This is a genomic window from Paractinoplanes maris (genome assembly GCF_023544465.1).
GTDB lineage: Bacteria > Actinomycetota > Actinomycetes > Mycobacteriales > Micromonosporaceae > Actinoplanes > Actinoplanes maris.
The window spans coordinates 103,390-130,205 of sequence record NZ_JALPVL010000007.1; the positions used below are offsets into that span (position 1 = coordinate 103,390).

25 protein-coding genes are annotated in these 26,816 nt (G+C 68.9%); 11 read left to right on the forward strand and 14 right to left on the reverse strand.

Annotation, left to right across the window (positions count from 1 at the left end; translation table 11 throughout):
- Window positions 1-1,238: 1,238 nt before the first annotated feature.
- Window positions 1,239-1,844 carry a MarR family winged helix-turn-helix transcriptional regulator gene (locus NAG42_RS21110; protein WP_250032283.1) on the reverse strand — a complete coding sequence of 202 codons (606 nt, stop codon included), beginning with the start codon at window positions 1,842-1,844 and terminating at the stop codon, window positions 1,239-1,241.
- Between the two features lie 159 nt (window positions 1,845-2,003).
- Here NAG42_RS21110 and NAG42_RS21115 point away from each other — a divergent pair, with 159 nt between their 5' ends.
- The 5 genes from NAG42_RS21115 to NAG42_RS21135 all read left to right on the forward strand — a co-directional run bounded on the left by NAG42_RS21115 (window position 2,004) and on the right by NAG42_RS21135 (window position 5,994).
- On the forward strand, window positions 2,004-2,975 hold the full coding sequence (locus tag NAG42_RS21115; protein WP_250032284.1) for an aldo/keto reductase: 972 nt from the start codon (window positions 2,004-2,006) through the stop codon (window positions 2,973-2,975).
- Between the two features lie 30 nt (window positions 2,976-3,005).
- The gene (locus tag NAG42_RS21120; protein WP_250032286.1) at window positions 3,006-4,124 is read left to right on the forward strand and encodes a Gfo/Idh/MocA family protein; all 1,119 of its coding nucleotides are present in this window, start codon (window positions 3,006-3,008) and stop codon (window positions 4,122-4,124) included.
- On the forward strand, window positions 4,099-4,632 hold the full coding sequence (locus tag NAG42_RS21125; RefSeq protein WP_284045706.1) for an SDR family NAD(P)-dependent oxidoreductase: 534 nt from the start codon (window positions 4,099-4,101) through the stop codon (window positions 4,630-4,632). The genes NAG42_RS21120 and NAG42_RS21125 overlap by 26 nt, the downstream gene beginning before the upstream one ends.
- Before the next feature lie 225 nt (window positions 4,633-4,857).
- Window positions 4,858-5,079 carry a hypothetical protein gene (locus tag NAG42_RS21130; protein WP_250032287.1) on the forward strand — a complete coding sequence of 74 codons (222 nt, stop codon included), beginning with the start codon at window positions 4,858-4,860 and terminating at the stop codon, window positions 5,077-5,079.
- Between the two features lie 51 nt (window positions 5,080-5,130).
- Window positions 5,131-5,994 (forward strand): LLM class F420-dependent oxidoreductase, encoded by an 864-nt coding sequence (locus NAG42_RS21135; RefSeq protein ID WP_250032289.1) that lies wholly within the window; start codon window positions 5,131-5,133, stop codon window positions 5,992-5,994.
- Between the two features lie 174 nt (window positions 5,995-6,168).
- On the opposite strand, the gene NAG42_RS21140 is transcribed toward NAG42_RS21135, so the two are convergent.
- Window positions 6,169-6,429 carry a hypothetical protein gene (locus NAG42_RS21140; RefSeq protein WP_250032291.1) on the reverse strand — a complete coding sequence of 87 codons (261 nt, stop codon included), beginning with the start codon at window positions 6,427-6,429 and terminating at the stop codon, window positions 6,169-6,171.
- A gap of 581 nt (window positions 6,430-7,010) precedes the next feature.
- Between NAG42_RS21140 and NAG42_RS21145 the strand changes: the two genes are divergently transcribed.
- The gene (locus NAG42_RS21145) at window positions 7,011-7,283 is read left to right on the forward strand and encodes a hypothetical protein (protein WP_250032293.1); all 273 of its coding nucleotides are present in this window, start codon (window positions 7,011-7,013) and stop codon (window positions 7,281-7,283) included.
- Here the strand turns inward: NAG42_RS21145 and NAG42_RS21150 are convergent.
- Window positions 7,280-8,323: a GlxA family transcriptional regulator gene (locus NAG42_RS21150; RefSeq protein WP_250032294.1), complete on the reverse strand. Its 1,044-nt coding sequence runs from the start codon at window positions 8,321-8,323 to the stop codon at window positions 7,280-7,282. The genes NAG42_RS21145 and NAG42_RS21150 overlap by 4 nt on opposite strands.
- Between NAG42_RS21150 and NAG42_RS21155 the strand changes: the two genes are divergently transcribed.
- Window positions 8,304-9,287, forward strand: a complete 984-nt coding sequence (locus tag NAG42_RS21155) for an NAD-dependent epimerase/dehydratase family protein (RefSeq protein ID WP_250032297.1) — start codon at window positions 8,304-8,306, stop codon at window positions 9,285-9,287. The genes NAG42_RS21150 and NAG42_RS21155 overlap by 20 nt on opposite strands.
- Window positions 9,288-9,393: 106 nt before the next feature.
- Window positions 9,394-10,461, forward strand: coding sequence for an alkene reductase (locus NAG42_RS21160; protein WP_284045678.1), 1,068 nt, complete (start codon window positions 9,394-9,396; stop codon window positions 10,459-10,461).
- A gap of 432 nt (window positions 10,462-10,893) precedes the next feature.
- Here the strand turns inward: NAG42_RS21160 and NAG42_RS21165 are convergent, their stop codons facing one another.
- The 3 genes from NAG42_RS21165 to NAG42_RS21170 form a co-directional block, all read right to left on the reverse strand.
- Window positions 10,894-11,253 (reverse strand): STAS domain-containing protein, encoded by a 360-nt coding sequence (locus tag NAG42_RS21165; protein ID WP_250032301.1) that lies wholly within the window; start codon window positions 11,251-11,253, stop codon window positions 10,894-10,896.
- A gap of 90 nt (window positions 11,254-11,343) precedes the next feature.
- On the reverse strand, window positions 11,344-11,472 hold the full coding sequence (locus tag NAG42_RS44205) for a hypothetical protein (RefSeq protein WP_284045679.1): 129 nt from the start codon (window positions 11,470-11,472) through the stop codon (window positions 11,344-11,346).
- A 449-nt stretch (window positions 11,473-11,921) separates the two neighbouring features.
- Entirely contained in the window at window positions 11,922-12,587 is a 666-nt protein-coding gene (locus NAG42_RS21170) for a TetR/AcrR family transcriptional regulator (protein WP_250032303.1), read from the reverse strand.
- 108 nt (window positions 12,588-12,695) lie between these two features.
- Between NAG42_RS21170 and NAG42_RS21175 the strand changes: the two genes are divergently transcribed.
- Window positions 12,696-13,616 (forward strand): SDR family NAD(P)-dependent oxidoreductase, encoded by a 921-nt coding sequence (locus NAG42_RS21175; RefSeq protein WP_250032305.1) that lies wholly within the window; start codon window positions 12,696-12,698, stop codon window positions 13,614-13,616.
- A gap of 243 nt (window positions 13,617-13,859) precedes the next feature.
- Here NAG42_RS21175 and NAG42_RS21180 read toward each other — a convergent pair whose 3' ends face one another.
- On the reverse strand, window positions 13,860-14,645 hold the full coding sequence (locus NAG42_RS21180) for a helix-turn-helix domain-containing protein (RefSeq protein WP_250032307.1): 786 nt from the start codon (window positions 14,643-14,645) through the stop codon (window positions 13,860-13,862).
- A gap of 63 nt (window positions 14,646-14,708) precedes the next feature.
- On the opposite strand from NAG42_RS21180, the gene NAG42_RS21185 reads away from it, so the two are divergent.
- Window positions 14,709-15,518, forward strand: a complete 810-nt coding sequence (locus tag NAG42_RS21185; RefSeq protein WP_250032308.1) for an SDR family oxidoreductase — start codon at window positions 14,709-14,711, stop codon at window positions 15,516-15,518.
- A 161-nt stretch (window positions 15,519-15,679) separates the two neighbouring features.
- On the opposite strand, the gene NAG42_RS21190 is transcribed toward NAG42_RS21185, so the two are convergent.
- The 7 genes from NAG42_RS21190 to NAG42_RS21220 form a co-directional block, all read right to left on the reverse strand.
- Entirely contained in the window at window positions 15,680-16,018 is a 339-nt protein-coding gene (locus NAG42_RS21190; RefSeq protein WP_250032311.1) for a response regulator, read from the reverse strand.
- A gap of 94 nt (window positions 16,019-16,112) precedes the next feature.
- Entirely contained in the window at window positions 16,113-21,524 is a 5,412-nt protein-coding gene (locus NAG42_RS21195; RefSeq protein WP_250032313.1) for an AAA family ATPase, read from the reverse strand.
- A 39-nt stretch (window positions 21,525-21,563) separates the two neighbouring features.
- Complete coding sequence (locus NAG42_RS21200) at window positions 21,564-22,004, reverse strand: hypothetical protein (RefSeq protein WP_250032314.1); 441 nt, start codon at window positions 22,002-22,004, stop codon at window positions 21,564-21,566.
- A gap of 41 nt (window positions 22,005-22,045) precedes the next feature.
- On the reverse strand, window positions 22,046-23,668 hold the full coding sequence (abc-f, locus tag NAG42_RS21205; protein WP_250032316.1) for a ribosomal protection-like ABC-F family protein: 1,623 nt from the start codon (window positions 23,666-23,668) through the stop codon (window positions 22,046-22,048).
- 246 nt (window positions 23,669-23,914) lie between these two features.
- Window positions 23,915-24,610, reverse strand: coding sequence for a sigma-70 family RNA polymerase sigma factor (locus NAG42_RS21210; RefSeq protein WP_250032318.1), 696 nt, complete (start codon window positions 24,608-24,610; stop codon window positions 23,915-23,917).
- 116 nt (window positions 24,611-24,726) lie between these two features.
- Window positions 24,727-25,581: an alpha/beta fold hydrolase gene (locus NAG42_RS21215; protein ID WP_250032320.1), complete on the reverse strand. Its 855-nt coding sequence runs from the start codon at window positions 25,579-25,581 to the stop codon at window positions 24,727-24,729.
- A complete protein-coding gene (locus NAG42_RS21220; protein ID WP_250032321.1) occupies window positions 25,581-25,775 on the reverse strand; it encodes a hypothetical protein in 195 nt (64 codons plus the stop codon). Before NAG42_RS21220 ends, NAG42_RS21215 begins: the two co-directional genes overlap by 1 nt.
- 190 nt (window positions 25,776-25,965) lie before the next feature.
- On the opposite strand from NAG42_RS21220, the gene NAG42_RS21225 reads away from it, so the two are divergent.
- Window positions 25,966-26,808, forward strand: a complete 843-nt coding sequence (locus tag NAG42_RS21225) for an oxidoreductase (RefSeq protein ID WP_250032323.1) — start codon at window positions 25,966-25,968, stop codon at window positions 26,806-26,808.
- Window positions 26,809-26,816: the final 8 nt, after the last annotated feature.

Here is a 26,816-nt window from a genome sequence, read left to right on the forward strand (position 1 = left end):
CTTGACCGAAGTGGGCGGCCCGGCCGCGGTAGAAGCTGAGGTCGGTGCTGTTGACGTTGTCTTGGTCAGCCATGCCGACCACCCGGACACCTGGACGACCGCGGCCGGGCCTTCACCCTGGTGGCGCCGCTGGTACTGACGGGCCCGGCGGCGGCCAGGCGGCTGGGGCCGTATGCAGTCGGGCTGCCCGCTTGACGTCGTATTCCCTGTCACGCGCTGACGGCGGCGGCATCCGACCGTGCGGGCGGTGCCGGCGGTACACGGCCTTTGAGGATGGCGAGCGTGACGTCGACGGCAACGTCAACTGCGAGGTGACCGGGTTTGTGCTGTCCGGGCAGGGTCTGCTGGTCGTCTACGTAGCGGCGACAACGCGTCCCTTCGAGTGGTCGCCGAACTGTCCCGGCGGGACCGGATGTAGACGTGGCCGTGCTCTTCGCGGGGCGGCCAGGGTGACGTCGAAGTTTCGTGGCCGTCCCCCGAAGCTGGACAGCCGCCGGGCCGCCGCAGCCGCTGCGGCCCTCGGCGCAAAAGATTGTGATCCCCGCCCACTACGACGGCTGGACACACTTCTCCGAGAATCCGGCGGACATCGAAACGGCGTTCGAGGAGGCAGGGCTGCCCTCGTTGCTGCACCTGGACGAGTACGGAACCTGGATATCCCCACAGCCATAACGGTGCTGACCCCGAAGTCCGTCCTGCCGCCAGACGCCTGCGCTATCAGCGCGTCAGCGCTGACGCGCGGAATCTACTCGCGTCCGAAGGCGAACCCGACCGGTTCGAGAGCAAGGAGAAAGCTGGAGCATGTCGAGGCGCTGGCGCCTGTCAGTGATGGAGACTCACCTGAGTTCCCCCCGGTTCGGTGGAGCTTCTCAAGCATGATCGACTGATCATGGGGAGTAAGTATCCGTGGCCGCACCGAAGAAGTACCCCGCCGATGCGTTTACGCTGACCCGAAGATGCATGAAACGCGGGGCAACTCGAACCTAACCAGGTTGGTCGCAGCGGGGAAGTACGGCCGAACCATCGTGCAGGCACGCGGCGGCCGGGTGTAGTGGTGGTGGTCGCGCCGGCCGCTGACGATGCCTGCCCCGGTGGGTAGGCGGTGATCTGCCAGACCTGGCGCGGCGCAGTCATACAGGACTCGAACCCGAACTCAGGCGCCGGGTCGCGACCTACGTCGCCGACCAGCAGGCCATCACCATCCGCTGCCACCAGGCCGTGTCACTGCGCTCCGGGGATCACGACGTTCTCGGGGGATCGACGTCAGGCCTTCTGCGGTTGATGGCGGCATCGACGGCGATGCCGATGCGGCGCAGAGTCGCCAATTCGTGCGGCTCGAGCACGTCTATCAGGTACTCGCGGACCGCAGCGACATGCCCTGGTGCGGCCGCCACGACCTCTCGGTAGCCGGCTTCGGTCAGCGTCGCGACGGTGCGGCGGCCGGCGCCGGGAACGCGGGCCCGCTCGAGTAGACAACGTTTCTCCAGCCGTCCGACGACGTGCGACAGCCGCGACAGTGACGCCGACGTACGGGTGGCCAGCTCACTCATCTGCAATGTGCGTTCCGGTTGTTCGGACAGGACCGACAACACCATGTATTCGAAAAACGTCAGTGGCGTCTCGCGTTGCATCCGCGCGTCCAGGGCGGCCGGCAGGCTGATCATGATCGCGGAGTTCGCCCACCACGCCGCCAGCTCGTCTTCGTTCAGCCAGCGCGTTCCGGTGGCCGGCTCAGACTCGCCTGCACCCGGCTTTGATCCGGTGGCCCGCTGCGCCGCCGGCGGCTCGCTGCCGGCATCCGGTCGCGTCCGGGCATGCCTGCCGCTCGCTGTGGTCTTGGCCATGCCAGCAACCATACCGCACGTTGTTGACGCATCAAGTTCGGCTGTGTTCTGATGTTGATGCATCAAGTTCCACCTCGGCACGGCGTACTGCGCGTCAGCCGTCGCCACCACTGCTCGCCACAGAACGCGGCGAACCGATCGGAAGGAGGGAGACCAGATATGCAGAACACCCGACTGGGCGGGCTCAAGGTGTCGCGTATCGGCCTCGGAGCCATGGGGATGTCGGCGTACTACACCGGCGCCGGCCGCGACGACAGCAAGTCGATCCGGACGATCCATCGGGCCTTGGACCTCGGTGTCACCCATCTGGACACCGCCGAGGTGTACGGGCCTTATGTCAATGAGGAACTGGTCGGCCGCGCGATCAGGGGCCGCCGGGACGACGTTGTTCTCGCCACCAAGTTCGGCCTCGTGTCGTACACCGGCCGGCCGGGTATGGACGGCACACCGGCCAACATCCGGACGGCGATCGACGGGTCGCTGCGGCGGCTCGGCACCGATCGCATCGACCTGTACTACCAGCACCGGGTCGACCCCGGCACACCCGTCGAGGAAACGGTGGGAGCCCTCAGCGAGCTGGTGGCCGCGGGCAAGGTCCGTCATATCGGGCTGTCGGAGGCGAGCCCGGCGACGATCCGGCGGGCTCACGCGGTGCACCCGCTGGCCGCTGTGCAGACCGAGTACTCCCTGTGGACGCGCGATCCCGAGACCGGCATCCTGCCAACGCTGCGTGAGCTCGGGATCGGGCTTGTCGCGTATTCCCCGCTGGGGCACGGCTTCCTCACCGGCGGTATCCGCACGCTCGCCGGCCCGGACGCGGGCGACTGGCGTCGCACCAACCCCCGGTTCACCGGTGACAACCTCACCCGCAACCTGCGCATCGTCGACGAGGTGCGCGACGTTGCCGCTGAGGCCGGTGCCACACCCGCGCAGGTCGCTCTGGCCTGGCTGCTCACCCGGGGAGACGGAATCGTGCCCATCCCCGGCACCAGGCGTGCCGATCGGCTCGAGGAGAACACCGCCGCCGACGGCATCCGGCTCACCGCCGGCCAGATCGCCCGTCTGGACAACCTGGCTCCGGCATCCGGCGATCGCCACGCCGAGGCCGACATGGCCGTGATCGACGGCTGACCTCGCCGAAGCGGGGCGGCCACCCTCGCTGTGCATCAACCGAAGGAGCACAATGCCATGTCAGACACCGTGATTCGCGTAGGCATCATCGGAGCGGACACCAGGGCGAGCTGGGCCGGGGCATCCCACATCCCCGCACTGGCGGCGCAACCGCAGTACACCCTGGCCGCCGTGGCGACCCGCCACGAGGAGAGCGCCCGCGCCGCCGCCGAGGCGTTCGGCGCCGAACGCTGGTTCGCCGATCCCTTGGAACTCATCCGTGATCCGTCGATCGACCTCGTCACTGTGGCCGTCAAGGTGCCGGCCCACCGCGACCTGGTGCTCGCGGCTCTCGCTGCGAACAAGGCCGTGTATTCGGAGTCCCCGCTCGGTGCAACGGTCGCGCAGACGGAAGAAATGGCTGCCGCGACGGGCCGGCTGCACACCGCGATCGGCCTGCAGGGCCGGCTGAACCCCTCGGTGCGCCGCGCAGCGGAGATCGTCGCTGAGGGCCGGCTCGGACGGCTGCTGTCGGCCCGGGTCGGCGCGACGACCTTCGGCAACGGCCCGGAATCGATGAGCGCGTACAAGTACTTCGACAAGGCGGCGGCCGGAGCCGGCTTCCTGACGATCGCCGCCGGTCATGTTCTGGACGTGGTCGAGGCGGTCCTCGGTGACGTCAGCGACATCGATGCCCGTACGGAGATTCTCTGGCCGGAAGTGAAGCTGGTCGACACCGGCGCGATCACCGTCCGGGAGGTCCCGGACCACCTGGACGCCATCGTGAAGACCGCCTCGGGCGCCCCCGTGGGGGTGCAAATCCTCGCCGGCGTCCCCGTACCGGATGCCCACTTCAGCCTCGAGGTCCGCGGCTCGGACGGCTGGCTGGCCCTGGCTGGCAACCACCCCGCGGGCGTTCGGGTCGGCGACCTGACGCTGTCGTCAAGCGTAGACTTTGACGCGCCCGACCGGCCCGTCGCCACCGGTGCCGGCCCGACCGCCGCCGAGATCTGGACCGGAGCCTCCATCAACGTGGGCGAGGTGTACGCCAGCCTGGCCCGCGACATCGCGAACGGGACCCACCACACCCCGGGCTTCCACCACGCCGCCCACAACAGCCGACTCATCGCCCGGGTCGATCAGGCTGCCCGCACCGGAATCCGCCAGTGAAGGTGCATCCCCTCTCGACCCACGAGAGGACCAGACCAACGCCGGCACCATCCGTCATGGCAACCTCACCGAGCTCAGCCCCGACGACATCAGTGACGTTCTGCACGTCAACGTCCGAGGCACCGTGCTGACCACCCGGGCCGCCATCCCCCACCTGACGAACGGGGGTCGCATCATTACCATCGGCTCGACTCACGGAGATCGCGTCCCCTTCCCCGGAGTGACGCTTTATGCGCTGACCAAATCCGCGCACCACTCCTTCACCCGAGGCCTGGCCCGGGAACTCGGGCCCGCCAACATCACCGTCAACCTGGTGCAGCCCGGGCCCATCGATACCGCTCTCAACCCCGCCGACGGCGAGGACGCTGACTACCTCCGCAGCCTGGTGCCACTCGGGCGATACGGCACCACCGACGAGGTGGCCGCCGCCGTAGCCTTCCTGGCCGGCCCTACCTCGTCCTACATAACCGGCTCCATCATCACGATCGACGGCGGCTTGAACGCCTGAAGAGAGTCAACAAAGTGCGACAGGGCAACGGCACGGAATTTCCCGTCGTCAGGAGGCTGATCGAGGCAGTCAACGCGCGCGACCTCGATGCGCTCGTGGCCACGTTCGCTCCCGACTTCACCAGCTCGTGGCCTGCCCACCCTGGCCCGCGCGTTCAACACCCCGGAACAGGTACGCCGTAACTGGGCCTTCATCTTCGCCCAGTTTCCCCAGATCTACATGTCCGTGACCGGATCCGTCGTCACCGCCGACGAGTTCTGGGGCGGATTCCATTACCTGCGACCCGGCGCGGCCGACATGCGCGGCGTCATCATCATCAAGGTGCGCAACGACCGGATCGTCGAGTCGCGGTTCTACCTGGAGGAAGTCGAAGGCGCTTCGATCCCGAATCCCATGCCGGGAGTCCCGGGAAAGCCGACCGGGAGCAGACTCCCTCCGGCCCGATGACCGCACGGCCGGACCTGGAATACCATCACCGCACAAGAACAGGACCTCATCATGGAAATCGGCCTCCACATCGCGGATTACGCATGGAGCGGCGGCTCCGCCGCTCTCGGCCCCAGGCTCGCCCAGCACGCTCGCGAGGCCGAGGAATGCGGCGTCACGCGCATCACCGTCATGGACCACCTCTGGCAGATGAACGCCTACGACCTCGGCCCGTACGAGAACGACATGCTCGAGGCGTACAGCGTGCTCAATTTCCTGGCCGCCGTGACGAGCACCGTCCGGCTACATACACTCGTCACGGCGGTCGCTTACCGACAGCCCGGACTGCTGGCCAAGCAGGTGTCCGCCCTCGATGTCCTCTCCGGTGGACGCGCCGGCCTCGGCATCGGAGCCGGCGCTTCCGTCGACGAGTCCCGAGGCCTGGGTCTTCCCACCCCCTCCACGAGGGAACGCTTCGAGCTGCTGGAGGAGGCGGTCCAAATCTGCCTGCAGATGTGGTCGGACTCCGACGCGCCGTTCACCGGACGGCACCACCAGCTCGAGCGGACCCTGAACGTGCCGCAGTCGCTGCAGCGTCCGCACCCCTACCTCCTGATCGGCGGTGAGGGCGAACAGCGCACACTCCGGCTGGTCGCGCAGTACGCCGACGCGTGCAACATCGGCGGCGGAGACCAGACCGTGCACAAACTCGACGTCCTCAGAGCGCACTGCGAAGCGGTGGGGCGCGACTACGACGCGATCGAGAAGACCACCCTGTTCGCGATCAACCCCGAGACGACGACGGACGACATCCTGCGCATGGCCGAGCCGATGCGTGAACTCGGCTTCTCGACGGCGTACATCTTCGCGCAACAGATGCCCGATCCGGGGAATATCATCGACGTGATCGCACCGGCCGTCGCCGGACTGCGCTGACCGGCCGACCAACGCGCTTCAGCTCCCTTCGACGGCTCGTGTGTGAACCGGAGCGCCGCCCACGGCGGACAGAGGCGCGCCAGCTCGCCAATCCCGACAGCCAGGTCCAACCGCGCCGCCTGTGGCCGCTCCTGACCCCGGCCGACATCGACGAGCAAACAATTGTTCACTCGGTCACCGATCAGTCACGATCCCGGCGACGGTCATGGCGACGATGGCCACCAGGCTCAGCAGCAGCCCCGCTCCGGTGAGGCGGCGCTGGAGCGCGGACCGGCCGGCCGGCGGCTGCTGTTGGGCCGCCAACACTGTTCCACCCATCAGCGCGAACGTCAGTACCACCAAAATGATCATGAGCGGATCCCTGACCTCGGAGGTATCGGTCTCCTCGAGCCTGCGCCGGCACACGCGGCATGGCAGGCCGACAAAGCTGAACATTGAGCGAACGACCGTCCGCACCGTGGCGAGCTGAACCTGTCACCAAGACCACTCCCGCGTGACGGTTGGTGGACGCAGCTGCGGCTTGACGAACGTGCGTTGTACGGGTGTGAGCGACGTGAAGAAGTACTTCCCGATCCCCCTGTCTTCGACCTATCAGAAATAGTCGCCGTATTTCGTTGCTTTCGAGACATGATTCCCTGTTCCCCCGGAGCGCCTCCAAAGTAGGGACAGAGATCCGATGTGCGCTGCCTGTGTAGAACTGTGCGCACGGTACTGACGACAGGACTGCACTCCCGGCTGAAACTGAAGCACAGACTCGGCAGGGTTCGCCGTGCAGTCATGACACACGAAAGCGCTAGCGGCGGTGATCGCCGTCTTGACTGGTGTCCTGCTGGTGTTGGCGGCTGCCGCACCCGCGGATGCTGTGGTCGTGGCCGGCGACGACTTCATTGCTGGGCTGACTTCTCGGGAACTCCATTCCTCGGCATGTACTTTCTGCGGAAAGCGGGCGCTCAGAAGTGTCTGGACGCTCCTGAGAGCGGCGGTGGGGCGAACGACTCACACGTTGATCTTTGAGAGTGCAACATCGGCACCCCGCTGCGCTGGAGCTCTACGAAAATCGGGAGTTCAGCTATCCATATTGGCTCGAGAACATTCGTTTCAGCAATAAGCGCTTGGACTATCCGGCGTCCTCCGGCGGCGCCAACGGCAAGCGGTACAACGTCTACGAATGCTTGTACAGCACCGGTGAAAGGTTTCGCATCCCCGTGTACGACGCGCAGGTCGGCGATCGGCTGCTCGCCGTACTGACCGCCAAGAGCCGGGCCTCCATCTGCCTCGGCGACGGCTAGCGGTGTTTCGGCAGACGGGTGAAAGATCGCCGGTACGCCGTCGGTGTCAGCCCGACCCGACGCGTCAGGTGCTGGCGCATCGAGTCGGAGCTGCCCAATCCGCTGCGAACGGCGACGAGGTCCATCGGCAGGTTGGTGGACTCCAGAAGTTCGCGCGCCCGGTTGATGCGCTGATGCAACAGCCATTGCAGCGGGCTCAGGCCGGTTTCGGTGCGGAATCGGCGGGTCAGCGTCCGTACGCTGTGGTTGGCGTGCCGGGCCAGGTCGACCAGCGTGAGTGGCTGATCGAGCCTCTGCAGCGCCCAGGCTCGCGTGGCGGCAAGGGAGACGCCGGTCTCGGCGGGCAATGGTGTCTCGATGAACTGCGCCTGACCACCAGGGCGCACAGGTGCCACAACGGCCAGCCGGGCCACCGCGTTGGCCGCTGCGGCACCGTGGTCGGAGCGGACCATGTGCAGGCAGAGGTCGATGCCGGCCGCCAGCCCAGCCGAGGTGATCACGGGGCCGTCCTCGACGAACAGCACGTCCGGTTCGAGCGTGACGGCCGGGTAGCGCTGGCGAAATATCTCCGACTTCACCCAGAATGTTGTGGCGCGCCGGCCCTCCAGCAGACCGGCGGCCGCCAGCACGAAGGCGCCGGTGCAGATCGACGCGAGACGCTTGCCTGCTGCGGCCGCTGAGCGCAGCGCCTCCAGGACCGCCGGCGGGACGTCGTCGCGACCGGCCCCGCCGGTCACCATCACCGTGTCGGCCTCGTCGACTGCCTCCAGGCCGTACCGGACGAACAAGTCGAAAGCGCCATCGGACGGCAGGATCCCCGGCTCAGCCGTGCAGACCCGGACGTCGTACGCAGGCCGTCCATCGATCTCCACCCCACGGAAGATCAGGTCAGGGATGGACAGATCGAAAGTATTGACCGGTGGAACGGCAATGACGACGACGCGATGCATGGCCAGAACCTCCGGATGTATGGCACTCGGGCCAGTACTGTACAGCGCTGCAGCTCGGCAGGCTCGAGACATGTCATTCGTCGTTGTCACCGGAGCCGGCGCAGCCGGCCTACCCACCGCCCGCCAGTTCGCCGAGAGCGGCGAGCGCGTCCGCCAGATCACCCGCAGTGGCCGCGGCGCTGACCACCCGCTGGTGGAGACCGTGGCCGCCGACATCACCGATGCCGACCGGCTCACCGAGCTCACCAAGGGCGCACGCGTGCTGGTCAACTGCGCCATTCCCGCGTTGGACCGTTGGGCTGCCGACGTGCCACCGATGTCCGCGGCGTTACTCACCGCGGTCGAGCGAACCGGAGCGGCCTACGTAATGCTGGGCAACACGTACGGCTACGGTCATGTCGACGGACCGATGACCGAAGACCTGCCGATGACCGCCACCACGGTCAAAGGCCGTGTCCGAGCGCAGATGTGGCTCGACGCGCTGGCCGCTCACGAAGCAGGCCGCGCGCGGGTCACCGAAGTGCGGGCCACAGGTTTCCTCGGCGCGGGCCCCGTGGGTCCCTACGGCGCATTCGTGCTCGGTCCCCTTCTGGCCGGCGAGGTGGCGTCCTACCCGGGAGACCTCGACGTACCGCACAGCTGGAACTACACCGAAGACATCGCCCGGACGCTCGTGGCCGCGAGTCGCCACGACGACGCGTGGGGCCGGCCCTGGCACGTGCCGGTCACGTCGTCTCTTTCCGTGCGGGCACTGAGCGAGCGACTCGCCGAACTGGCCGGAGCGCCCACTCCCAAGCTGCACCGCATCGACCGCGACGAGCTGGCCGCGCTGGCTCGACAGCAACCGATGTTCGGCGAACTCGCGGAAATGATGTACAGCAACGAGAACCCGCATGTGATCGACTCCAGCCGCACCGAGGCGATCCTCGGTGTGAAGCCGACGCCACTGGACACAGTCCTGCGAGAGATGGTGACCGGCGCCGCCGGTGCGACCGGAAACCTCGCCGACCGGCTCTCCCGCCGCCTCGCGCCTCAACAGCGCGGCGCTATCTGAATAGGTAGCCGCGGGGCTGGTGGGCCCACCGCTGATCCCCGGCCGAAATTCCTGGCTACCGGTCCAGAAATAGCCATCCCCAGTTGACTTCGTCAAAGGAACTGTGATGTCCATCAAAGCGTTTCAGCCGTATGAGTTGGCCGGTAAGAAGCTGAAGAACCGTATCGTCATGGCCCCGATGACCAGGAGCCGTGCCCCCGGCGCCACGCCGACCCCGTCGATGGCCACCTATTACGCGCAGCGAGCCGGCGCCGGTCTGATCATCACCGAGGGCACCCACCCGTCGGCGCAGGGGCAGGGTTACACCGACGTGCCCGGCCTGCACTCGACGGCACAGGTGGACGCCTGGCGCACCGTCACCGACGCCGTGCACGCCGAAGACGGTGCGATCTTCGCGCAGCTGATGCACAGCGGTCGCATCGGGCATCCCGACCTACTGCCCGACGGTCTTGTCCCGGTCGGCCCGTCCCCCGTGCAGGCCAAAGGGCGATTCTTCACTCACACCGGCCTGCAGGACTTCGTCACCCCCCGCGAACTCACCGAGGACGAGATCCTGTCCACCATCGAGGATTACGCCTCGGCTGCCCGCAACGCCATCACGGCCGGATTCGACGGCGTCGAGCTGCACGGCGCCAACGGCTACCTCATCCACCAGTTCCTGTCCACCCACACCAACCAGCGTGACGATCGATGGGGCGGGGACGTGGACGGCAGGATCCGATTCGCCGTCGAGGTAGCCCGGGCCACGAGCCAGGCCATCGGCGCCGACAAGGTCGGCATCCGCCTCTCACCCGGGGCCACCGTCAACGACATCAACGACGACCCTGACCACGACGCCACATACTTGCCCCTGGTTCGCGAGCTGGCGTCTCTCGACCTCGCCTACCTGCACTTCGCCGAACGGGCCGGACGCGACCTGACCCGCCGGATCCGTGCGGCATGGCCCAGCACCTTGATTCTCAACCCCGACACCGGAACGACGCCCACCGGTCCAGCGGACCTGGGACTCATCGAGGACGGCATCACCGACCTGCTCGCCTTCGGCGCCAACTTCATCGCCAACCCCGACCTGCCATACCGTCTCGCCACCGGTGCCCCCCTCGCCGAGGGCGACCGAGCCACCTTCTTCGGCGGCGACGACCGCGGTTACATCGATTACGCCCCGCTCGACTGAACGACGGGCCGGCATGCTGAGCGGCGGCCGCATCGAAAGTACGCGTACAGCCGCCGCCAGACCTCGCAGGCGAGCGTGACGAAGCGGCGAGCCTACAGGCTCAAGGTCGCCTGTCCTTCTTCGACTTCTTCGCCATCATGTTCTCCTCACTCGTGAGCGACCGATGCGCGAGCCGGGTCAGCGATCGCCTCGCTGCCATCGGCGTGACACCTGCGATACACCGTAAGCGCAGCAAACCTCGCCTGCCGGTCCTTGCGGAGATCTCGGCGCGGAGGACGTGATCTTCTCTGATTGGCGGGCCATGCCCCTACGACCAGAGCGAAATTCGTCGAATATAGCCGCACACGCGACGGAGAAGCTTCTCCGTGCGGCGGCCCGCCGGCTCGATGCCCTCGAATGCCTGAAGCGGTTGTTGCAACCAGGCGGCGAAAGTCACGAGAGGGCGGCCTGCGGGCGGATCGAAGGTTTTTCGCCGACCCGGCGGAGACGGTGAGCGGGTATTCCGGCAGCTACCAACTCGTCCGCGAGCGTCGGCGACGGGTGATCCAGAAAAACCGCGACACGATGGTCGTCACCGAGGTGGCAAGCTCCGGCAAGAGTGCCGAGGTTGATGCTGTCCAACCCGCGCACCTCGCTGAGGTCGAGGACCAGCCGCAGCGGCCGGTGATGCCGGATGGCTTGCACGAGGATGCGGCGCAAGTCGACCGCATCGCTGGCTTCGAACATTCCGCGTGGGTGGATGACCAGCGTTCCATCGGCCATGGTGTCGACGTCGACCAAGGCATCGGTCATCGCGCCGCCTCCGTTAGCTGATGTTTCCCGAGCTGTCAGGCTAAAGGCTCCTCGATGACCGGTCGATAGCCGCCAAGATTGTTCACTTGGTCACTGATCGGTCACGATCCCGGCGACGGTCATGGCGATGATGGCCACCAGAGTCAACAGCAGTCCCGCTCCGGTGAGGCGGCGCTGGAGCGCCGCCCGGCCGGCCGACGGCTGCTGTTGAGTCGCCAAAACTGTTCCACCCATCAGCGCGACCCGATCGGGGGCGCGCGCCTGGCTCAAGGCCGATGAACGGGCCTCTCCGCCAAGACATGGCAGAGAGGCCCGTGGCCGCCGACGCCTCGAGCGCAACGCCACCCAGGCCCGACAGCCAGTGGCCTAACCCCCGAGGGCGTCGTCTACCGCGCACCCGACACCCGTCAGCGATTCCTCGGATTCATGGAATGGGCCGGCAGCCTCGGCACCAACGCCGACACGATCGTCGACTCCGCCTCAAGGTCTACGTCCGCGACGCCGAGAAGGCCGACGTTTACCTCACGCCGGGCGACACGATCGTCGCCCGCGCCGATGGCCTCGGACAGATCTTCACACCATCACCGCCGGACAACACGCCGACACCGAATAGTCCCTTACCCGCCCCCTCGCCGAGCAGGCGAAGGGGGCGCTGTCGTACTACGCCATCAGTGGCTGGTAAGCACTCCCAGGAAGGTTACGGTCAATGCCTGCTTCAAGTAGTCGTTGGGGTCCAAGCGGGAGCGGGCAAGGTCCGGTTCGGTTTGGTAGGCGGCCTCGAGGCTGGGTGGCGGTGTTCGGTACGGCGCCAGCGCGCCGGCCGTGAGCATGGTCTGCAGGCTGCAGAACGCTGCGTCATCCCCGAGCTCCGGCAGGCATTTCTGAACCAGGGCGGCCATGGTCGCCAGCCGGGCCAGGGAAGCGCGCTTATAGCGTGTGACGACCTCGACGGAGACGTTGTGCTCCAGGACGCTTGCCTGTGCGCCGAAGAGTTCGCACAGCACGACCCGGCTGGACAGCGACCGGCTGAGGATTGCGGCCACTGCCACCGCCCGTTCGGCCGGGGACAGCTCATGGTCGACGCCGGTCGCCAGCTCGTCCGCCAGCTCCGTCAACCACTCCTGCAGGAAGCGGTCCAGCAGGTCCAGCAGCACTGCTTCACGCGACTCGAAGTAGCGCAGCACGTTCGGCTTCGCCAGCCCGACCCGGCGGCTGAGCTCGTTGAGGGTCAGCGCAGCGACCGGCATCTCGTCCAGCATGGCCGACGCCATGTCGAGGATCGCCCGGCGGCGGACCTCCCGCTGCTCCTCAGTCCGCGCCCGCTGAAACGTCATGACCACCACCCTAACTTAAGTACCTACGGTACGTTGACAAACGTACTGGCGGTACTTTAACGTCGTCCATGCAAGATACCTCCGGTACTTAAAGATGAAGGGCACGACATGAGCGACAAGTGGACGACGGCGAACATCCCCGACCAGCGGGGGCGGGTGGCCGTGGTGACCGGCGCCAACACCGGACTCGGGTATGAGACCGCCAAGGCTCTCGCCGAGCGCGGGGCAACCGTCGTGCTCGCCGTGCGCAACGTCGAGAAGGGCAAGCAAGCCGCGGCCCGCATGACCGGCGACGTGAGCGTGCAGGAGCTCGACCTGACCTCGCTCGACTCCGTCCGCAGCGCGGCGGCGGCGCTGCGGTCCCGGCTCGACCGCATCGACCTGCTGATCAACAACGCCGGCGTGATGTACACGCCGAAGCAGGCCACCCGCGACGGCTACGAGATGCAGTTCGGCACCAACCACCTCGGCCACTTCGCGCTCACCGGGCTGCTGCTGGACCTGCTGCTCCCCGTGCCCGGCTCCCGGGTGGTCACGGTCAGCAGCACCGGCCACCGCATCCGAGCCGCCATCCACTTCGACGACCTGCAGTGGCAGCGCTCGTACAGCCGGGCCGGCGCTTACGGCCAGTCCAAACTGGCCAACCTCATGTTCACCTACGAGCTGCAACGCCGGCTCGCCACGCACGGCACCACGGTCGCGGTCGCCGCGCACCCCGGGCTCTCCAGCACCGAACTGACCCGCAACAGTCCTGCCATCTTCCGGCTCCCGATCACCCTGATCGCGCCGCTGGCCACGCAGACACCGGCCATGGGCGCACTGCCGACCCTGCGCGCCGCCACCGACCCTGCCGCACTCGGCGGCCAGTACTACGGTCCCGGCGGAAATTTCGAGATCAAGGGCCACCCCCGGCTGGTCACCTCCAGCCCCGATTCCTACGAGGCAGCCATCCAGCAGCGGCTGTGGACCGTCTCCGAAGACCTCACCGGCGTGCGGTTCCCCGTCATGGCCGTCAGCGTGCCGAACTAGTCCTCAGGATCACCCATCCCGAAATGCCGCCGCACGGTCCGCATCCCACGGCTTCGGCGCTCTGCGGCGGTGTCGGAGAAAGACTCCGGCGTCATGTCGCGGCGCCGAACCCGCGTGCTGAACGACGGCGACGGACCCCGTCGTGGAGCTTCCCGGTATGCCGCAGCACCACCACCGATCCAGTCCGAGGGGGGTGGCAGACGCCCGCTGAGGATCTCATCGCATGCGCGGCAGGTGCCAGCCTCAGTGCAAGCGGGCCAGCGCGTCCACGGACGGCGTGCCCGGGTCGGCCTGGTAGGTGATGATCACTCGGTCAATGCCACCCGCGATCGACAGCGCCTCGCGCCGTAGTGTCAGCGACCCGACGATCGGGTGGTCGAAGCGCTTGATCGCGTCGCGCACCGGCCGGACGTCGTGGGCCTCCCACATAGCGCGAAAGTCGCTGTCGGCCAGCATCGACGAGACGAGCTCGGCCGTACGGGGATCATGCGAGGTGCCCTCGGCGCGCAGGGCGGCAGCGGTCTGCGCGGCAACCTCAGTCCAGTCGGGGAACAGCGTGCGGACGGCCGGATCGAGGAACACGCCGCGGACCAGGTTCCCGCCGGGCGTGTAGAGCGTGGAGAGCGCCATGGCGCTCTTGTTGGCCGCCAGCACGTCGAAGCGCCGGTTGCGGACGTACGCCGGGACGTTGGTCCACGCGTCGAGCAGTCGCTGCACGACATCGGATACCTCGTCGTGCCCGGTGACCAGTGGTGGCGGCGCGGCCAGCGCACACAGGTGCGCCGTTTCGTCGGCATTCAACCGGAGTGCGGTAGCCAGAGCGCGCAGCACCTGTGGCGAGGGGTTACGGTCCTGGCCCTGTTCGAGCCGGGTCAGGTAGCGCGGGCTGACTCCGGCGATGCGGGCGAGTTCCTCCCGGCGCAGGCCGGGCACACGCCGGCGCCCGGACGGCGTCAGTCCCACCTGCTGCGGCGGGATCCGCCCGCGCCGTGCCCTGACGAAATGGCCGAACTCGTTGTCGCCGTGCACCTGTTCGAGGCTACCCCTGGCAGGGGTCTGGTTACCGGTCGTCCGATGGCGGACGGTCGAATCATGAAGACATGGTTCATCACCGGTGCGTCCCGCGGCTTCGGACGGGTCTGGGCGCGAGCGGCGCTCGACCGCGGGGATCGGGTCGCCGCGACCGCACGAGACCCGCGTACGCTCGAGGACCTGGCCCAAGCGCATGGCGACCGGTTCCTTGCTCTGACCCTGGACGTCACCGACCGCCCGGCCGTCTTCGCGGCGGTGTCACGGGCCGTGGACACATTCGGTCACCTGGACGTCGTGGTCAACAACGCCGGATACGGATTGTTCGGCATGGTCGAGGAGACCACCGAGCAACAAGCCCGCGCGCAGATGGAGACAAACTTCTTCGGCGCGCTGTGGGTGACCCAGGCCGTTCTGCCTTTGCTGCGTGCCCAGGCTCACGGTCACCTTCTGCAGGTTTCCAGCATCGGCGGCATCGGCGCCTTTCCGAGCCTCGGTCTCTACAACGCGTCGAAGTGGGCGCTCGAAGGGCTCAGCGAGGCGGTCGCCGCCGAGCTGGCCCCGTTCGGGCCGAGGGTGACAATCGTCGAGCCCGGCCCGTACGGCACGGATTGGTCCGGCGGGTCTGCCGTGCACACCGACCCGATCGAGGCCTACAAGCCGGTACGGGAGGCACGTCAGGCCGGGGCGTCCGGGCGCACGCCGGCCGACCCCACGGTGACTGCCCCGGTCATCCTGCAGCTGGTCGACGCGGAACGTCCGCCGCTTCGCTTTTTCGTCGGCCCGTACCCGTACGCCGTGGCCGAGAAGCTCTACCGCGAACGGCTCGCCACCTGGGACGAGTGGCGCCCGCTGGCGGAGCAGGCGGTATGAACGATTCGCCGCCGCGGCGCGAAACGGTGCCCGTCATCGGGGCCGGTCGACAGCGAACTCGTCGCCGCCGAGGCGAGCGACCACGTCGTCGTGGCGCACCGAGGCCAGCAGCCGCCGCGTAGCGCCAGTCCATCTACCGGCTGGCGGTCGGAGAGGCCGGCTCAGACCATGCCGAGCACACGGCGGACGGCCGCGCCGGACAGCTCGGTCTTGGGGACGAATCCGGCCACGGGCGCCTCGTCGATCAGGTCGGCGTAGTCGGCACCGGCATACGAGGAGATCATGACGAGCCGACTGGCGTGCCCGCCTGCGGCGAGGTCCCGGACCACGTCGAATCCGGATTCCTCGCCCAGGCGGATGTCGACGAGGACGACGTCCGGGCGCAATTCCGCCACCTGCCGGAGGGCCGCGGAGCGGTTGCCGGCGACGCCGGCCACGATCAGGCCGTCCCGTTCCAGGGCGACCCGGGCGGCATCGAGGAAGTTCTCGTCATCGTCCACGATCACGCACCGTAGCTGCACACGGACACCCTTCCAGCTCGCTGGGCTCCGCGCATTGCAGGTAGCAGGGGTATGTCCACATGCGACCGGCGGATCATTCGGGTCGGACGGAACCGACTTCGACGGTGGCGATGGGAAGCTCCACGGTCAGGCTTGTCCCGCCACCTTCCGGACTGTCGAGCCATAGCCTCCCGCCGAGCGCCTCGACCCGGTCCTTGAGCCCGACCAGGCCGGTCCCTCCGGCCACCATCGCGCCCCCGATGCCGTCGTCGGTGACCGCGACACGCAACAATCGGCCAGCCACCTCAGCGCGGATGCTGACAGTCGAGGCGCGCGCGTGCTTGACCGCGTTGGTCAGCGCCTCGGCGACGACGTAGTACGCGCTGACCTCGACGTGTCCCGGGAATCGCCGGTCAACAAGCAGGTCCAGCTCGACCGGGATCAGTGAGCGGCGGGCGAGCCCTCGCAGTGCGGGGCGCAGGCCGCCGGTGGCGAGGACGGCCGGATGGATGCCCCGGGCGATCTCCTGCACCTCCTCCAGGGCGTCGGTGGCGGCGGTCACCGCGCTGCCGAGCTGGGCGCGCAACGCTTCCAACTCGGGTGGCACGGTCGTCTGCGCGTCGCGCAAACGCAGCGCCAGCAGGACCAGCCGCTGCTGGGCGCCGTCGTGCAGGTCCCGCTCGATGCGCTGGCGGGCCTGGTCGGCGGCGGCGACGATCCGCGCCCGCGAGGCGGCCACCTCGGCTCGGGCCTCGGCGTTCGCGATGGCGGTCGACACCAGCTCGGCGAAGGCGGTGAGCCGGGCCTCGCTGTCCGGGGGCGGCATCTCGTCGTTGGTGGACCCGGCCAGCAGAACGCCCCACAAGCGGCTCTCCGCGCTGACCGGCACGCCGACCGCCGCCTGCCAGCCCCAATCGCGCATGGCGACCTGGCTGATCGCGCCGGTGGCGTCGGCCCGATACACTCGCGCGGGCTTGTGCGTGCGGTGGATGAGGGTGCTGACGTTTGTCCCGCCGAGCGGGAGCCGGGCCCCCAACGGCATCGGCGACGGGCCTTCCCCGGCGCCCCACCGGCCGACGATCTGGATCATCTCGGCCTCGTCGTATCGGAACAGGGCCGCGAAGTCGACCGCGAGCAGCTGCCCGGCCTCCGCGGCCACCGCGGCGAACACCGACTCCGGAGGCTCGGCCCGGGCGACCAGGGTGGCCACCCGCCGCAGGGCCGCTTGCTCGTCGGCAATGCGCCGGTATTCGGCGTACAGCTGGGCGTTGTCCAGGGAGACCGCGAGCTGGCCGGCGATGAGCCCGACAGCTTCCAGCCGTTCGGTGGTGAAGGCACCGCGGATGAGGCGGTTCTCGAGCAGGAGCACCGCGCGCAGCGCGCCGCGTCCGAATACCGGCACGGCCAGCAGCGAACAGCAGGTGACCCCGTCGAAGTACGGGTCGCGGGCGAACCGGTCGTCGCTCGTGGCGTCGCTGACCGCCAGCGGCTCCTGGGTCCGGCGCAGGTAGCGCAGGACCGACATCGGTGCGGCGGGACTGCTCGCCGGACCGGAGAGCACCCAGTCCTGGCGGGCCTCGTCCCACAGCACCAGTTCCACGCCGGTGGCGCCAGCCATAGCGCTCAGCACCTCCGCCACGCGGGCATGCAGTTGCTCGATGCTGGTCTCCGAGCTCAATGCCCGCGCGGCCGCCAGGATGCCGAGAAGGTCGGTAGCGCCGGCCGTCACCGGCGCGCGCAGAGGAGGGTCGGTAGCGTGAACCCCCTCACCGGACGCGCCGTCGGCCGCTGCGCTCAGGCCGGGGTAGGCCCATTCCATCTGCTCGGACTTGGCCACGGCTCCCCAGACGAGGTATTGCCCACGGGCCCGGCCGAGGAGTTCATAGCCGGTGTGTTCCATGCCGTGGGCGAGCGCGAAGCGACCGGCGCGCTCGGTGATCAGCGCCTGGTGCCACGGGCGCTGCCGCTTTCCGGCCTCCCGGCGGGCGGAGTCGAACGCGAAGGCGGCGGCCCGGAAGTCGCCCACCGCCCACGCCTGCTCGGCCTCCACGAGCCGCAGCAGGTGCAGGAAGTTGTCGGGCGCGTCCGCGGCACGGGCGCCGAGCCACCGCAGCACGCCGTCCAGTTCGGTCAGCAGGGCGGCGCGCTCGTCGCCCTGGGCGGACCGGGCCTGCCCGGCCAGCCCGAGGCCGTACAGCGGATGGGCCAGGGCGCTCATCGAGAAACCGGTGATGACCGGCAGCAGCCGCACCGCCGCCGCTCCCTGCCGCGCCACTTCGGCCGGGTCACCGAAGATCGCCGCGGCGATCGCCCGGCACAGGTGGACGTGGATCACCACGAGCGGGTTACCCGCATATCGGTCGACCGGGATCACGTCGGGGGTCGCGGCCGAGCCCTTGCGGCGGAGCACGTCGGCCAGCCACTGATAGCTCTCCAGCCACTGCGACGTCTGCTCGGTGCCGGTCCGCCGCGCGAAGGCCTCCGCCGCGCTCACCTGCGCCATGCAGGTGTCCAGAACCGGCCCGCAGTCCAGCAGACCCACCACCGTCTGGTGGTACGTGTAACCCGCGTTCATCAGGTCGCCGCCCGCGAGCAGGCCCTCCCGGGCACGCAGGCTTTCCTGGACGCTGTTCTCCACCAGCTCGAACCAGGACTCCAGCAACGACACGACCAGGCGGGCATGCGAGGTGTCCGGCTCATAGGACCGGGTCTCGGCCAGCGTGAGGATCCGCCGGGCCACACGGTGCGCCGCGGAGTAGTCGCCTCGCTGGGTGATGGCGTGGAACGCGGCGTTGGCGGCCGACCCGACCAGGGTGTGGCCCGGTCCGTGTTCGGTCCAGATCCGCAGCGCCTCCAGGCCCACCCAGGAGAACATGGCCTGGTCGCCGACGAAGTACGCCGGGGACAGCATCGCGTTGAGCAGGCTGCCCACCGTGAGCAGCGCCGGGTCGGTGATCTCGGGGCGGGTCGCGTCGGCGGGATCGGCACGGTCCAGCCACTCGTACATCCGGGCGAACTGCCGGTCGACCGCCGCCGCCATGTGCTCGGTGTCGGGGACGTCGATGCCGCACTCGCGCAGCGACCTGACCACCAGATCGATGGCCTCCGGAAAACGATTCCGGTGGGTCAGGCCCTTCACCTGCAGCGCCGTCGCGGCTGGGCGGTCGAGGACGGACGCGGCCAGTTCCTCCAGCATGCGGTAGTCCTCGTCCGCCTCCTCGAGCCGGCCCAGGCTGAACAGCGCGGCGTGATGGAGGGTGTGCAACTCGATGAGCGCCTCGGCGCCGGCCTGATCGGCAAGGGTCAGCGCGGCCGCCAGCAGCGCATGCACCAGCACGAACTCGCCGATCTGGGTCACCTCGTCGGCGGCGCGTCGCAGCAGCGCGGCCGCGGCCTGGCGCTCGGCGGGCTCGGTGACCGCGCCGGCCACCGGCAGGTACTGCTCGGCCGCGACCGCGAACAGGTCCGGCACCGCCGCGAGCCGCCGCGCCATGGCCAGGTGAAGCTCGGCCCGGCGATCCGGCGCCAGCCCGCTCAGCACGTCCTCCCGGATGCGGTCGTGCCGGAACCGCACCGCCGCCGCAGCCCCGGCCTCCATCACCAGAATGCCTTCGCGCAGGGCCGGCTCCAAGACGTCGGCCAGGCGGGCGTCGGCGGTCGCGATCTCGAGCACGCTCAGCTGGGCGCGCCCGCCGAGGCAGGCCATCGCCTCCACCGCCTGCCGCGACCGCGCCGGCATGGCCGCGACCCTGGTGGCCGCCAACCCACCGGCCTCCGCCCCGGCCAGGTGCGCCCGCACAGCCGCCGTCTCCCACTGCCAGCCGTCCGGCGCAGCGGTCAGCACGCCGCCACGGCGCAGGGCGTTGAGCAACTCCACGGTCTCGTACGGGTTGCCGTGGCAGTGCGGCTCCAGCACCTCCCCCAGCTGCGCCGCGGCGACCGCGGGCACGTGCAGCGTCTCGCCCAGCAGGGTGAGGAAGTCATCCCCGGTGAGGTTGTCCAGACTCAGGTGCGGCACGGCGGCTTCGCTCCAGCGGGACAGCATGCCGGCCAGCGGGTGCGACGGGTCCACCTGTCCTTCCCGGTACGCCGCGACCAGGAGCAATCCTTCGGATCCCTCGTTGCTGAGAACCATGTCGACGAAACCGAGCGGCACACCTCCGCCCCATTGCAGGTCGTCGATGAAGACCACGAGCGGGCGCCTGCGGGACGCCACCGCGCGCAGCGCCCCGGCCGCCACGAGTTGCGCCCGGACCGCTGCCGTCAGCGGGTCACCGAGGTCGCCGGGCCCGAGCAGCGTCGCGAACTCCGGCACCACTGTGGCCAGCAGGCCCGCGTTCGCGCCGAGTGCCCGCAGCATCCGGACGCGGATGGCGGCCACCTCGTCCTCGGGTTCGGCCAGCAGCAGCCGGCCGAAGGACGTGAAGGCCTGCTGCACCGCGTTGAACTCCTGATCGCGGCGGTACTCGTCGAACTTGCCCGAGATGAACCAGCCCCCGGCGGCGGTGACCACTGGGCGCAGCTCGTCGGCCAGCACGGTCTTGCCCACCCCCGGCGCGCCGCTGATCACCACCCCCGCGCACCGGCCGGCCAGCGCTTGCGAGAAGGCGTCCTTCAAGGCGGCCACCTGCTTGTCCCGGCCCACCAGACGGGACGGCGGCAGCAGCCGTACGGGAAAATCATGCTCGCCGACCGTGAACTCGCCCGGGACGGCCCGGGTGTCGCGCTGCTGCTCAAGATCATGAACGACGCCGTCCGCCGACTGGTACCGGTTGTCCGGCTCCTTCTCCAGCAGATGCATGATGATCTTCGACAGCGGCTCCGGTATGTCGGGGTTGACGTCGGCCGGCGGGACCGGCAGCCGGGCGAGATGGTCATGTATCAGGCGGAAGGGATCATCCTTGCCGAACGGCGGCTCGCCGGTGGCGAGCTCATAGAGGACCGCGCCCAGCGCGTACAGGTCAGCACGCTGGTCCACCGCCCGGCCCGTCCGCCCGGTCTGTTCCGGCGCCAGGTACGCCAGCGTCCCCGGAATTTCGCTGTGGTGCGTGAAGGCCGGGCGGATCTCGGCCACCGACGTGGCGAGGGCGAAGTCCACGAGGGTGGGAGTGCCGTCGGCGGCGAGCACGACGTTGGCCGGGGTCAGGTCACGGTGGATCACCTCGCGGCGGTGCAACTCGGCCACGGCGCGGGCCAGCTCCAGAGCGAAGCGGGCCAGATCGCTCACCGGCAGCGGTTTCGGCAGGTCCGCCAGGGTACGGGCGCCGGCGTCCGCCAGCACGATCGAACCCTCATGCGATGGTTCGTCCCCCAGCTGAGCCACTCCAGTCGCGCCGCGCAACCGCTCCAGGATGGCGGTTTCATGCCGCAGGCGGGACTCGGCCTCCGGACCCAGCGGTTCCTTCGCGACCAGCGTGCGGCCCGCACGCGACAGCCGAACGACACGCGTGCGGTTGCTTTCGTGCACGACTGCGAACCGCACGGACGGATCCAGCTCGTCCGCCATCCCGCACCTCCACGCCTGGCCGGTGATCCTGCATCATCCTTACGCTCCTGGAGCCCGAAAGCGACCGGCGCCCGGCAACTCGTCACTGCTCAGCGCGCCGGACGCGAGCGCGGAAGGCCAGCGGAACCCCATATCGACGTGCAGGATGATGGCGGCTCCGTCATAGCTGAGCGCGGCGGTGGTGATCCACTCATTCGGGGTTGCTCTGGTCCAAGGCGCGCTCCCGACGTACGCCGCCAGCGCCCGTTCCAGGGCGAACGCGGTCAGGGCGGGCAGGGCGGAGGTCAGGATCGGGCCCGCCGCCGGCAACAGCCGCGCGGCCGGCCAGCCCTCGAACAGCATGCTCATCACCAGGGCGGCGGTGAGCACGTACCCGCAGGCCGCACTGATGACGCCCTGCTTCCTGTGCGCAAGTTCACGCACGAGCAGACAGGTGAACGGGCGGAGGACGATGACCGGATGTTGTCGGCCAGCGATCACGCTGCTCAGCTCGCTGAGCGGTTCGCACGCTTCAGGGCAACTCAGCCGACCTCGGTCAGTAGGCCGGCGACGAGTCTCATCCGGCGGTTCACGCCAACCTCGGCGAGGAACCGTTCATCGTGGCTGACCACCACGAAGGCCCCCTGATAAGCGGTGAGGGCGCTCTCCAGCTGCGCGACGCTGACCAGGTCCAGGTTGTTCGTCGGTTCGTCGAGCAGAAGCAACTGTGGCGCCGGTTCGGCGAACAGGATGCAGGCCAGAGTCGCGCGAAGGCGTTCGCCGCCGGACAGCACGGCGACCGGCAGGTGTGCCCGGGCGCCGCGGAACAGGAATCGGGCGAGCAGGTTCATTCGCTCCGGGTCGGACAGTCCTGGGGCGAAGGTGGCCAGGCTCTGGGCCACCGTGCGGTCGGGATCGAGCAGGTCGAGACGTTGGGAGAGGTAGGCCACTCGGCCGCTGGCGTGCCCGGCGGTGCCGGCGGCAGGCGTCTGGGTTCCGCTGATCAAGCGGAGCAGGGTGGACTTGCCGGCGCCGTTCGGGCCGGTGAGCGCGATTCGCTCGGGCCCACGGATGGTCAGATCGACACCGTGACCGGCGAACATCAGGCGTTCACCGTATCGGGCCTGCAACGCCCTGCCTTCGAAGACGGTGCGTCCCGCGGGCACGTTGGTTCCGGGCAGTTCGATCGCGATCCGGTCCTCCTTGCGGACCGCGCGGCTCGCCTGGTCGAGGCGAGTTTGCGCGTCGCCGACCCGCGAGGAGTGGGTTTCGTTGGCCTTGGCCGCCGACACCTGGGCGTCGCGTTTCAGATTTCCCGCCACGATCCGGGCCAAGCCGGCGTCGGCCAGGTTTCGGGAGGCGGTGGACGCGCGGCGCGCGGCGCGTTCCCGAGCCTGCTGCATCTCGCGCTTCTGCCGTTTCAGGTCCTGTTCGGCGTTGCGGACCTGCCGCTCCGCCACCTCACGCTCGGCCTGCACCGCGTGCTCGTACTCAGTGAAGGTGCCGCCGTACCAACGGATGCCGTCCTGGTCGAGAGCGGCGATGCGATCCATCTCGTCCAGCAGTGCCCGGTCATGGCTGACGACCAGCAGAGCTCCGGTCCAGGTGCGCAGAACCGCGGTCAGGCGTTCACGGGCATCGCTGTCGAGGTTGTTCGTCGGCTCGTCGAGCAACAGCACGTCCGGGCGTTTAAGGAGTTCGGCGGCAAGGCCGAGGGAAACCACCTGCCCGCCGCTGAGGGTCCCGAGCCGCCGATCCAGGTCGAGGTCGCCCAGGCCCAGCCGGTTCAGCTCAGCACGGGTGCGTTCCTCGATGTCCCAATCGTTGCCGACGACGGCGAAGTTCTCCTCGTCCGTGTCGCCGGCCTCGATGGCGTGCAACGCCACGATGGTGCGGTCGACGCCGAGCACCCCCGCAATGCTCTGTTCCGCGAGGAAGGGCAGGTGCTGCGGGAGATAGCCCAGCACTCCGTGCACGGTGATCGTTCCCTTGGTGGGGCGCAGTTCACCAGTGATCAATTTGAGCAGGGTGGTCTTGCCGGCGCCATTAGGGGCGACCAGTCCGGTGCGCCCACCGGGCACCGAGAAGGAGAGGTTGTCGAAAACCGGGGTGTCATCCGGCCAGGAAAAAGACACAGCGGAGCCAACGATAGAGCTGTCGGACATGAAAGACCTCGGAAAAGAAGATCCGGGCGCGCACACGGGTCACCCGGAGCGGACAGGACACGACAAAGGCAACCGCGGCGTTGGCGCGTTCACGCGCTCGCCGGCTACCGGTCCGGACTCACCCGGAGATGTCGTCGTCACCTGCCATGCGGCCACGATAGCCCCACCTGCCTGCCGTGCCCTTGGCCCAGGAGGTGGACCTGGTCACAGCCGAGGTCGTCGAGGAGCCGGTCGAGCGCTGCGGGCTCATCGGCACGGACCGGTGGCCGGGCGGCGGCCGTCGCGGACGGATCCGCGACGCGGGCGCGCGGCGAGCGACTCGTCGGCAGCGATCGCGCGGCGCACGGACCGCAGCGCGTAGTGTGCCCGCGACTTCACGGTTCCCAGCGGTACACCCAACCGGGCCGCCGCCTCCTGCAGGCTGTGGCCCTCCAGATAGAGCGCAGCGAGGATTCGCTGGTGCTCGGCGCTCAGGGAGCGGAACGCGCCGCGCAGTGACTCCATGGCCACAACGGAATCGGTCGTGTCGTCCCGGCTCGGCGAAACCACGTCGTCGGCCAGATTCACCAGGACCGGCCGGGTCTGCGCGCGGCGGATCGCGTCGATGCCCACGTGGCGGGCAACGGTGAACAGCCAGCGCCGAGTGTGTTCGGGCTCGGCCGGTACGTCGTCGAGGTTGCGCCACACGTGGATCATCGTCTCCTGGAACAGGTCTTCCGCACTCAGCCGGCCGGCGGTCGTGAAGCCACCGAGAAATCTCAGGAGCGCGCGACCGTATTCGTGGTGCAGCTCGGTCATGCGTGCCTGGGCGTCCGCCGTGGTGGTCTCCGCCACCGTGTTAAGTGCGGCTGTCGTGATCGGACCCATGTCACTCCCCTGACTTCTGTGCTTGGTGAGGTCCACGGTGGCGGTAAAGGGGTGGGTTCCGAGCCAGTGCGGCACCCTGGCCGGCGCCCTGGCCCGGCCTGGCGGACACGGGGTGCCGCCATAGGCACGCGGGCATGGCGATGCGCAGCTGAGACCCGTACCGATGACTAGCGCCCTGGATATTTGCCTGCCTATTTGGTGGCGGCGACGAAGTCGGTGAGCGCGGTGGCGAACTTCTCCGGCTCCTCGATGTGGCCCAGGTGGCCGCTCTCCACAAGAATCAGCAGCTTCGAGCCGGGGACCAGATCGGCGATCTCACGGGCCCACCGCTCGCCGCAGATCACGTCGTACCTGCCGGCGATGGCCAGGGTCGGGACGGTGAGTCCGGCGAGCAGCTCACGATCCTGCACCAGGCCGGAATCGGCGATGTATGCGACGCCCAGCCGGTCGCGGATCGGCTTGAATTCCGACTCTCGCTCCCAGTAGTGCGCGAAGTACGCCGGCAGCAGGCCTCGCAGCGCCTCGGTCAATCGGTCGTCGTCGGTGATGGAGCCGACCGTCTGCAGCGCTGCCAGCACGCCCGGCAGTTCCGGGTTGCCTTCGTTGCGGGCGGCGAACGCAGCCAACTGCCGCATGGTCTCCTCGCCTTGCTCCGCGCCGGTGACCGGCGCGGAGTCGTAGAGCACCAGGCCGGCCAGTTTCTGCGGATGCCTGGCGGCGTAGTACTGGGCGACGAAGCCGCCGTGCGAGTGGCCGAGCAGGTAGACCTTCTCCCGTCCCAGGTCGTCGATGACCCGGTCCAGGGCCGCCGCGTACGCGTCCCGGCTGTACCCGTGCGGGTGTTCGGGCAGACGACCGGACTCGCCGGTACCGATCGGCTCGACGTAAACCACCGTCAGGTGCCGTTCGACCTCCGGCATGAGCAACGAGTCCCAGTCGACGCCCGGTCCGCCCGGCATCGCGACCAACACCGCGGCTCCCTGACCGCGGACGTGGTAGCGCTGGGCGACACCGTCGACGTCAACGACGTGAGTGCCTTTCTTCATCATTTCTCTCCTCTGCGGGGCGACACCGAGATCAGCTCGACCCAGGGATGCCATCGGGTCTCCCCCGACGGGTCCGGTCCGGTGGTACTGACCGCCGCGGCGTCGCCGATGGTCTTCTCGCCGTCACAGGGCGAGGCGAAGGCGAGACCGAACGCCGCTGCCACGGCGAACGGCCCGATGCGGTTAGCCAACATCAGTACGGTCCTTTCTCTGGTGCTTCGTTCCGATCCACGCGCCGTGAGCCGCCGAGTTCACCGAGGGGATACGCGACACACCTCAACCGGCGAGGCAGCCCAGGGCCGCGACCAGTCACTGCCCCTGGGGCCGGAACCGTCGCCTGCCGGAAGGCTGGGTCCGCAGCTACCGACAGGGAGGACAGCACCCATGGACGAGCCCAAGGTATGGCTGGTCACCGGCAGTTCGAGAGGGTTGGGTCGGGCCATCGCCGAAGCCGCCGCCTCGTCCGGCGCCCGGGTGATGGCCACCGCGCGCCAACCCGGCCAGCTCGACGATTTGATCACGGCGTACCCGGGCCGGGTCGAGACCGTCGCGCTGGACGTCACCAACCCGGCCGCGGCCCGCCGGGCGGTCCGGGCCGGCGTCGACGCTTTCGGCCGTCTCGACGTGGTTGTCAACAACGCGGGGTACGCCGACAGCGCTCCGATCGAAGAGATGTCCGATGAGGACTTCCGCCGCCAGATCGACGCGAACCTGTTCGGGGTGGTGAACGTGACCCGGGCGGCGCTGCCGGTGCTGCGCGCGCAGCGCTCCGGCGTGTTCGTGCAGATCTCGTCGATCGGCGGCCGGGTCGGCGGCACCCCGGGCCTGGGCGCCTACCAGGCGGCGAAGTTCGCCGTCGAAGGCTTCTCCGAGGTGCTCGCCGCAGAGACCGGTCCGTTCGGCGTCAAGGTGATCATCGTGGAGCCAGGTGCGTTCCGCACAGAGTGGCAGGGATCGTCGATGGTCCGGCACCCGGTCGGCCCAGACTACGAGGCCACCGTGGGCCGGATCCATGCCTTCCGCGCCGAGTCGCACGGCGGCCAGCCGGGCGATCCGGTCCGGGCGGCCGACGCGATCGTCCAGGTGGCGGCTATGGATGACCCGCCACGGCGGCTGCCGCTCGGATCCGACGCGTTGAGCGCGGCCCTGACCGCCGGCGTGGCCCGTAACGCCGAAGCGGAGAACTGGGCGGACCTGAGCCGCTCGACCGACCACCGAGCCGCCTGATCTGGTTC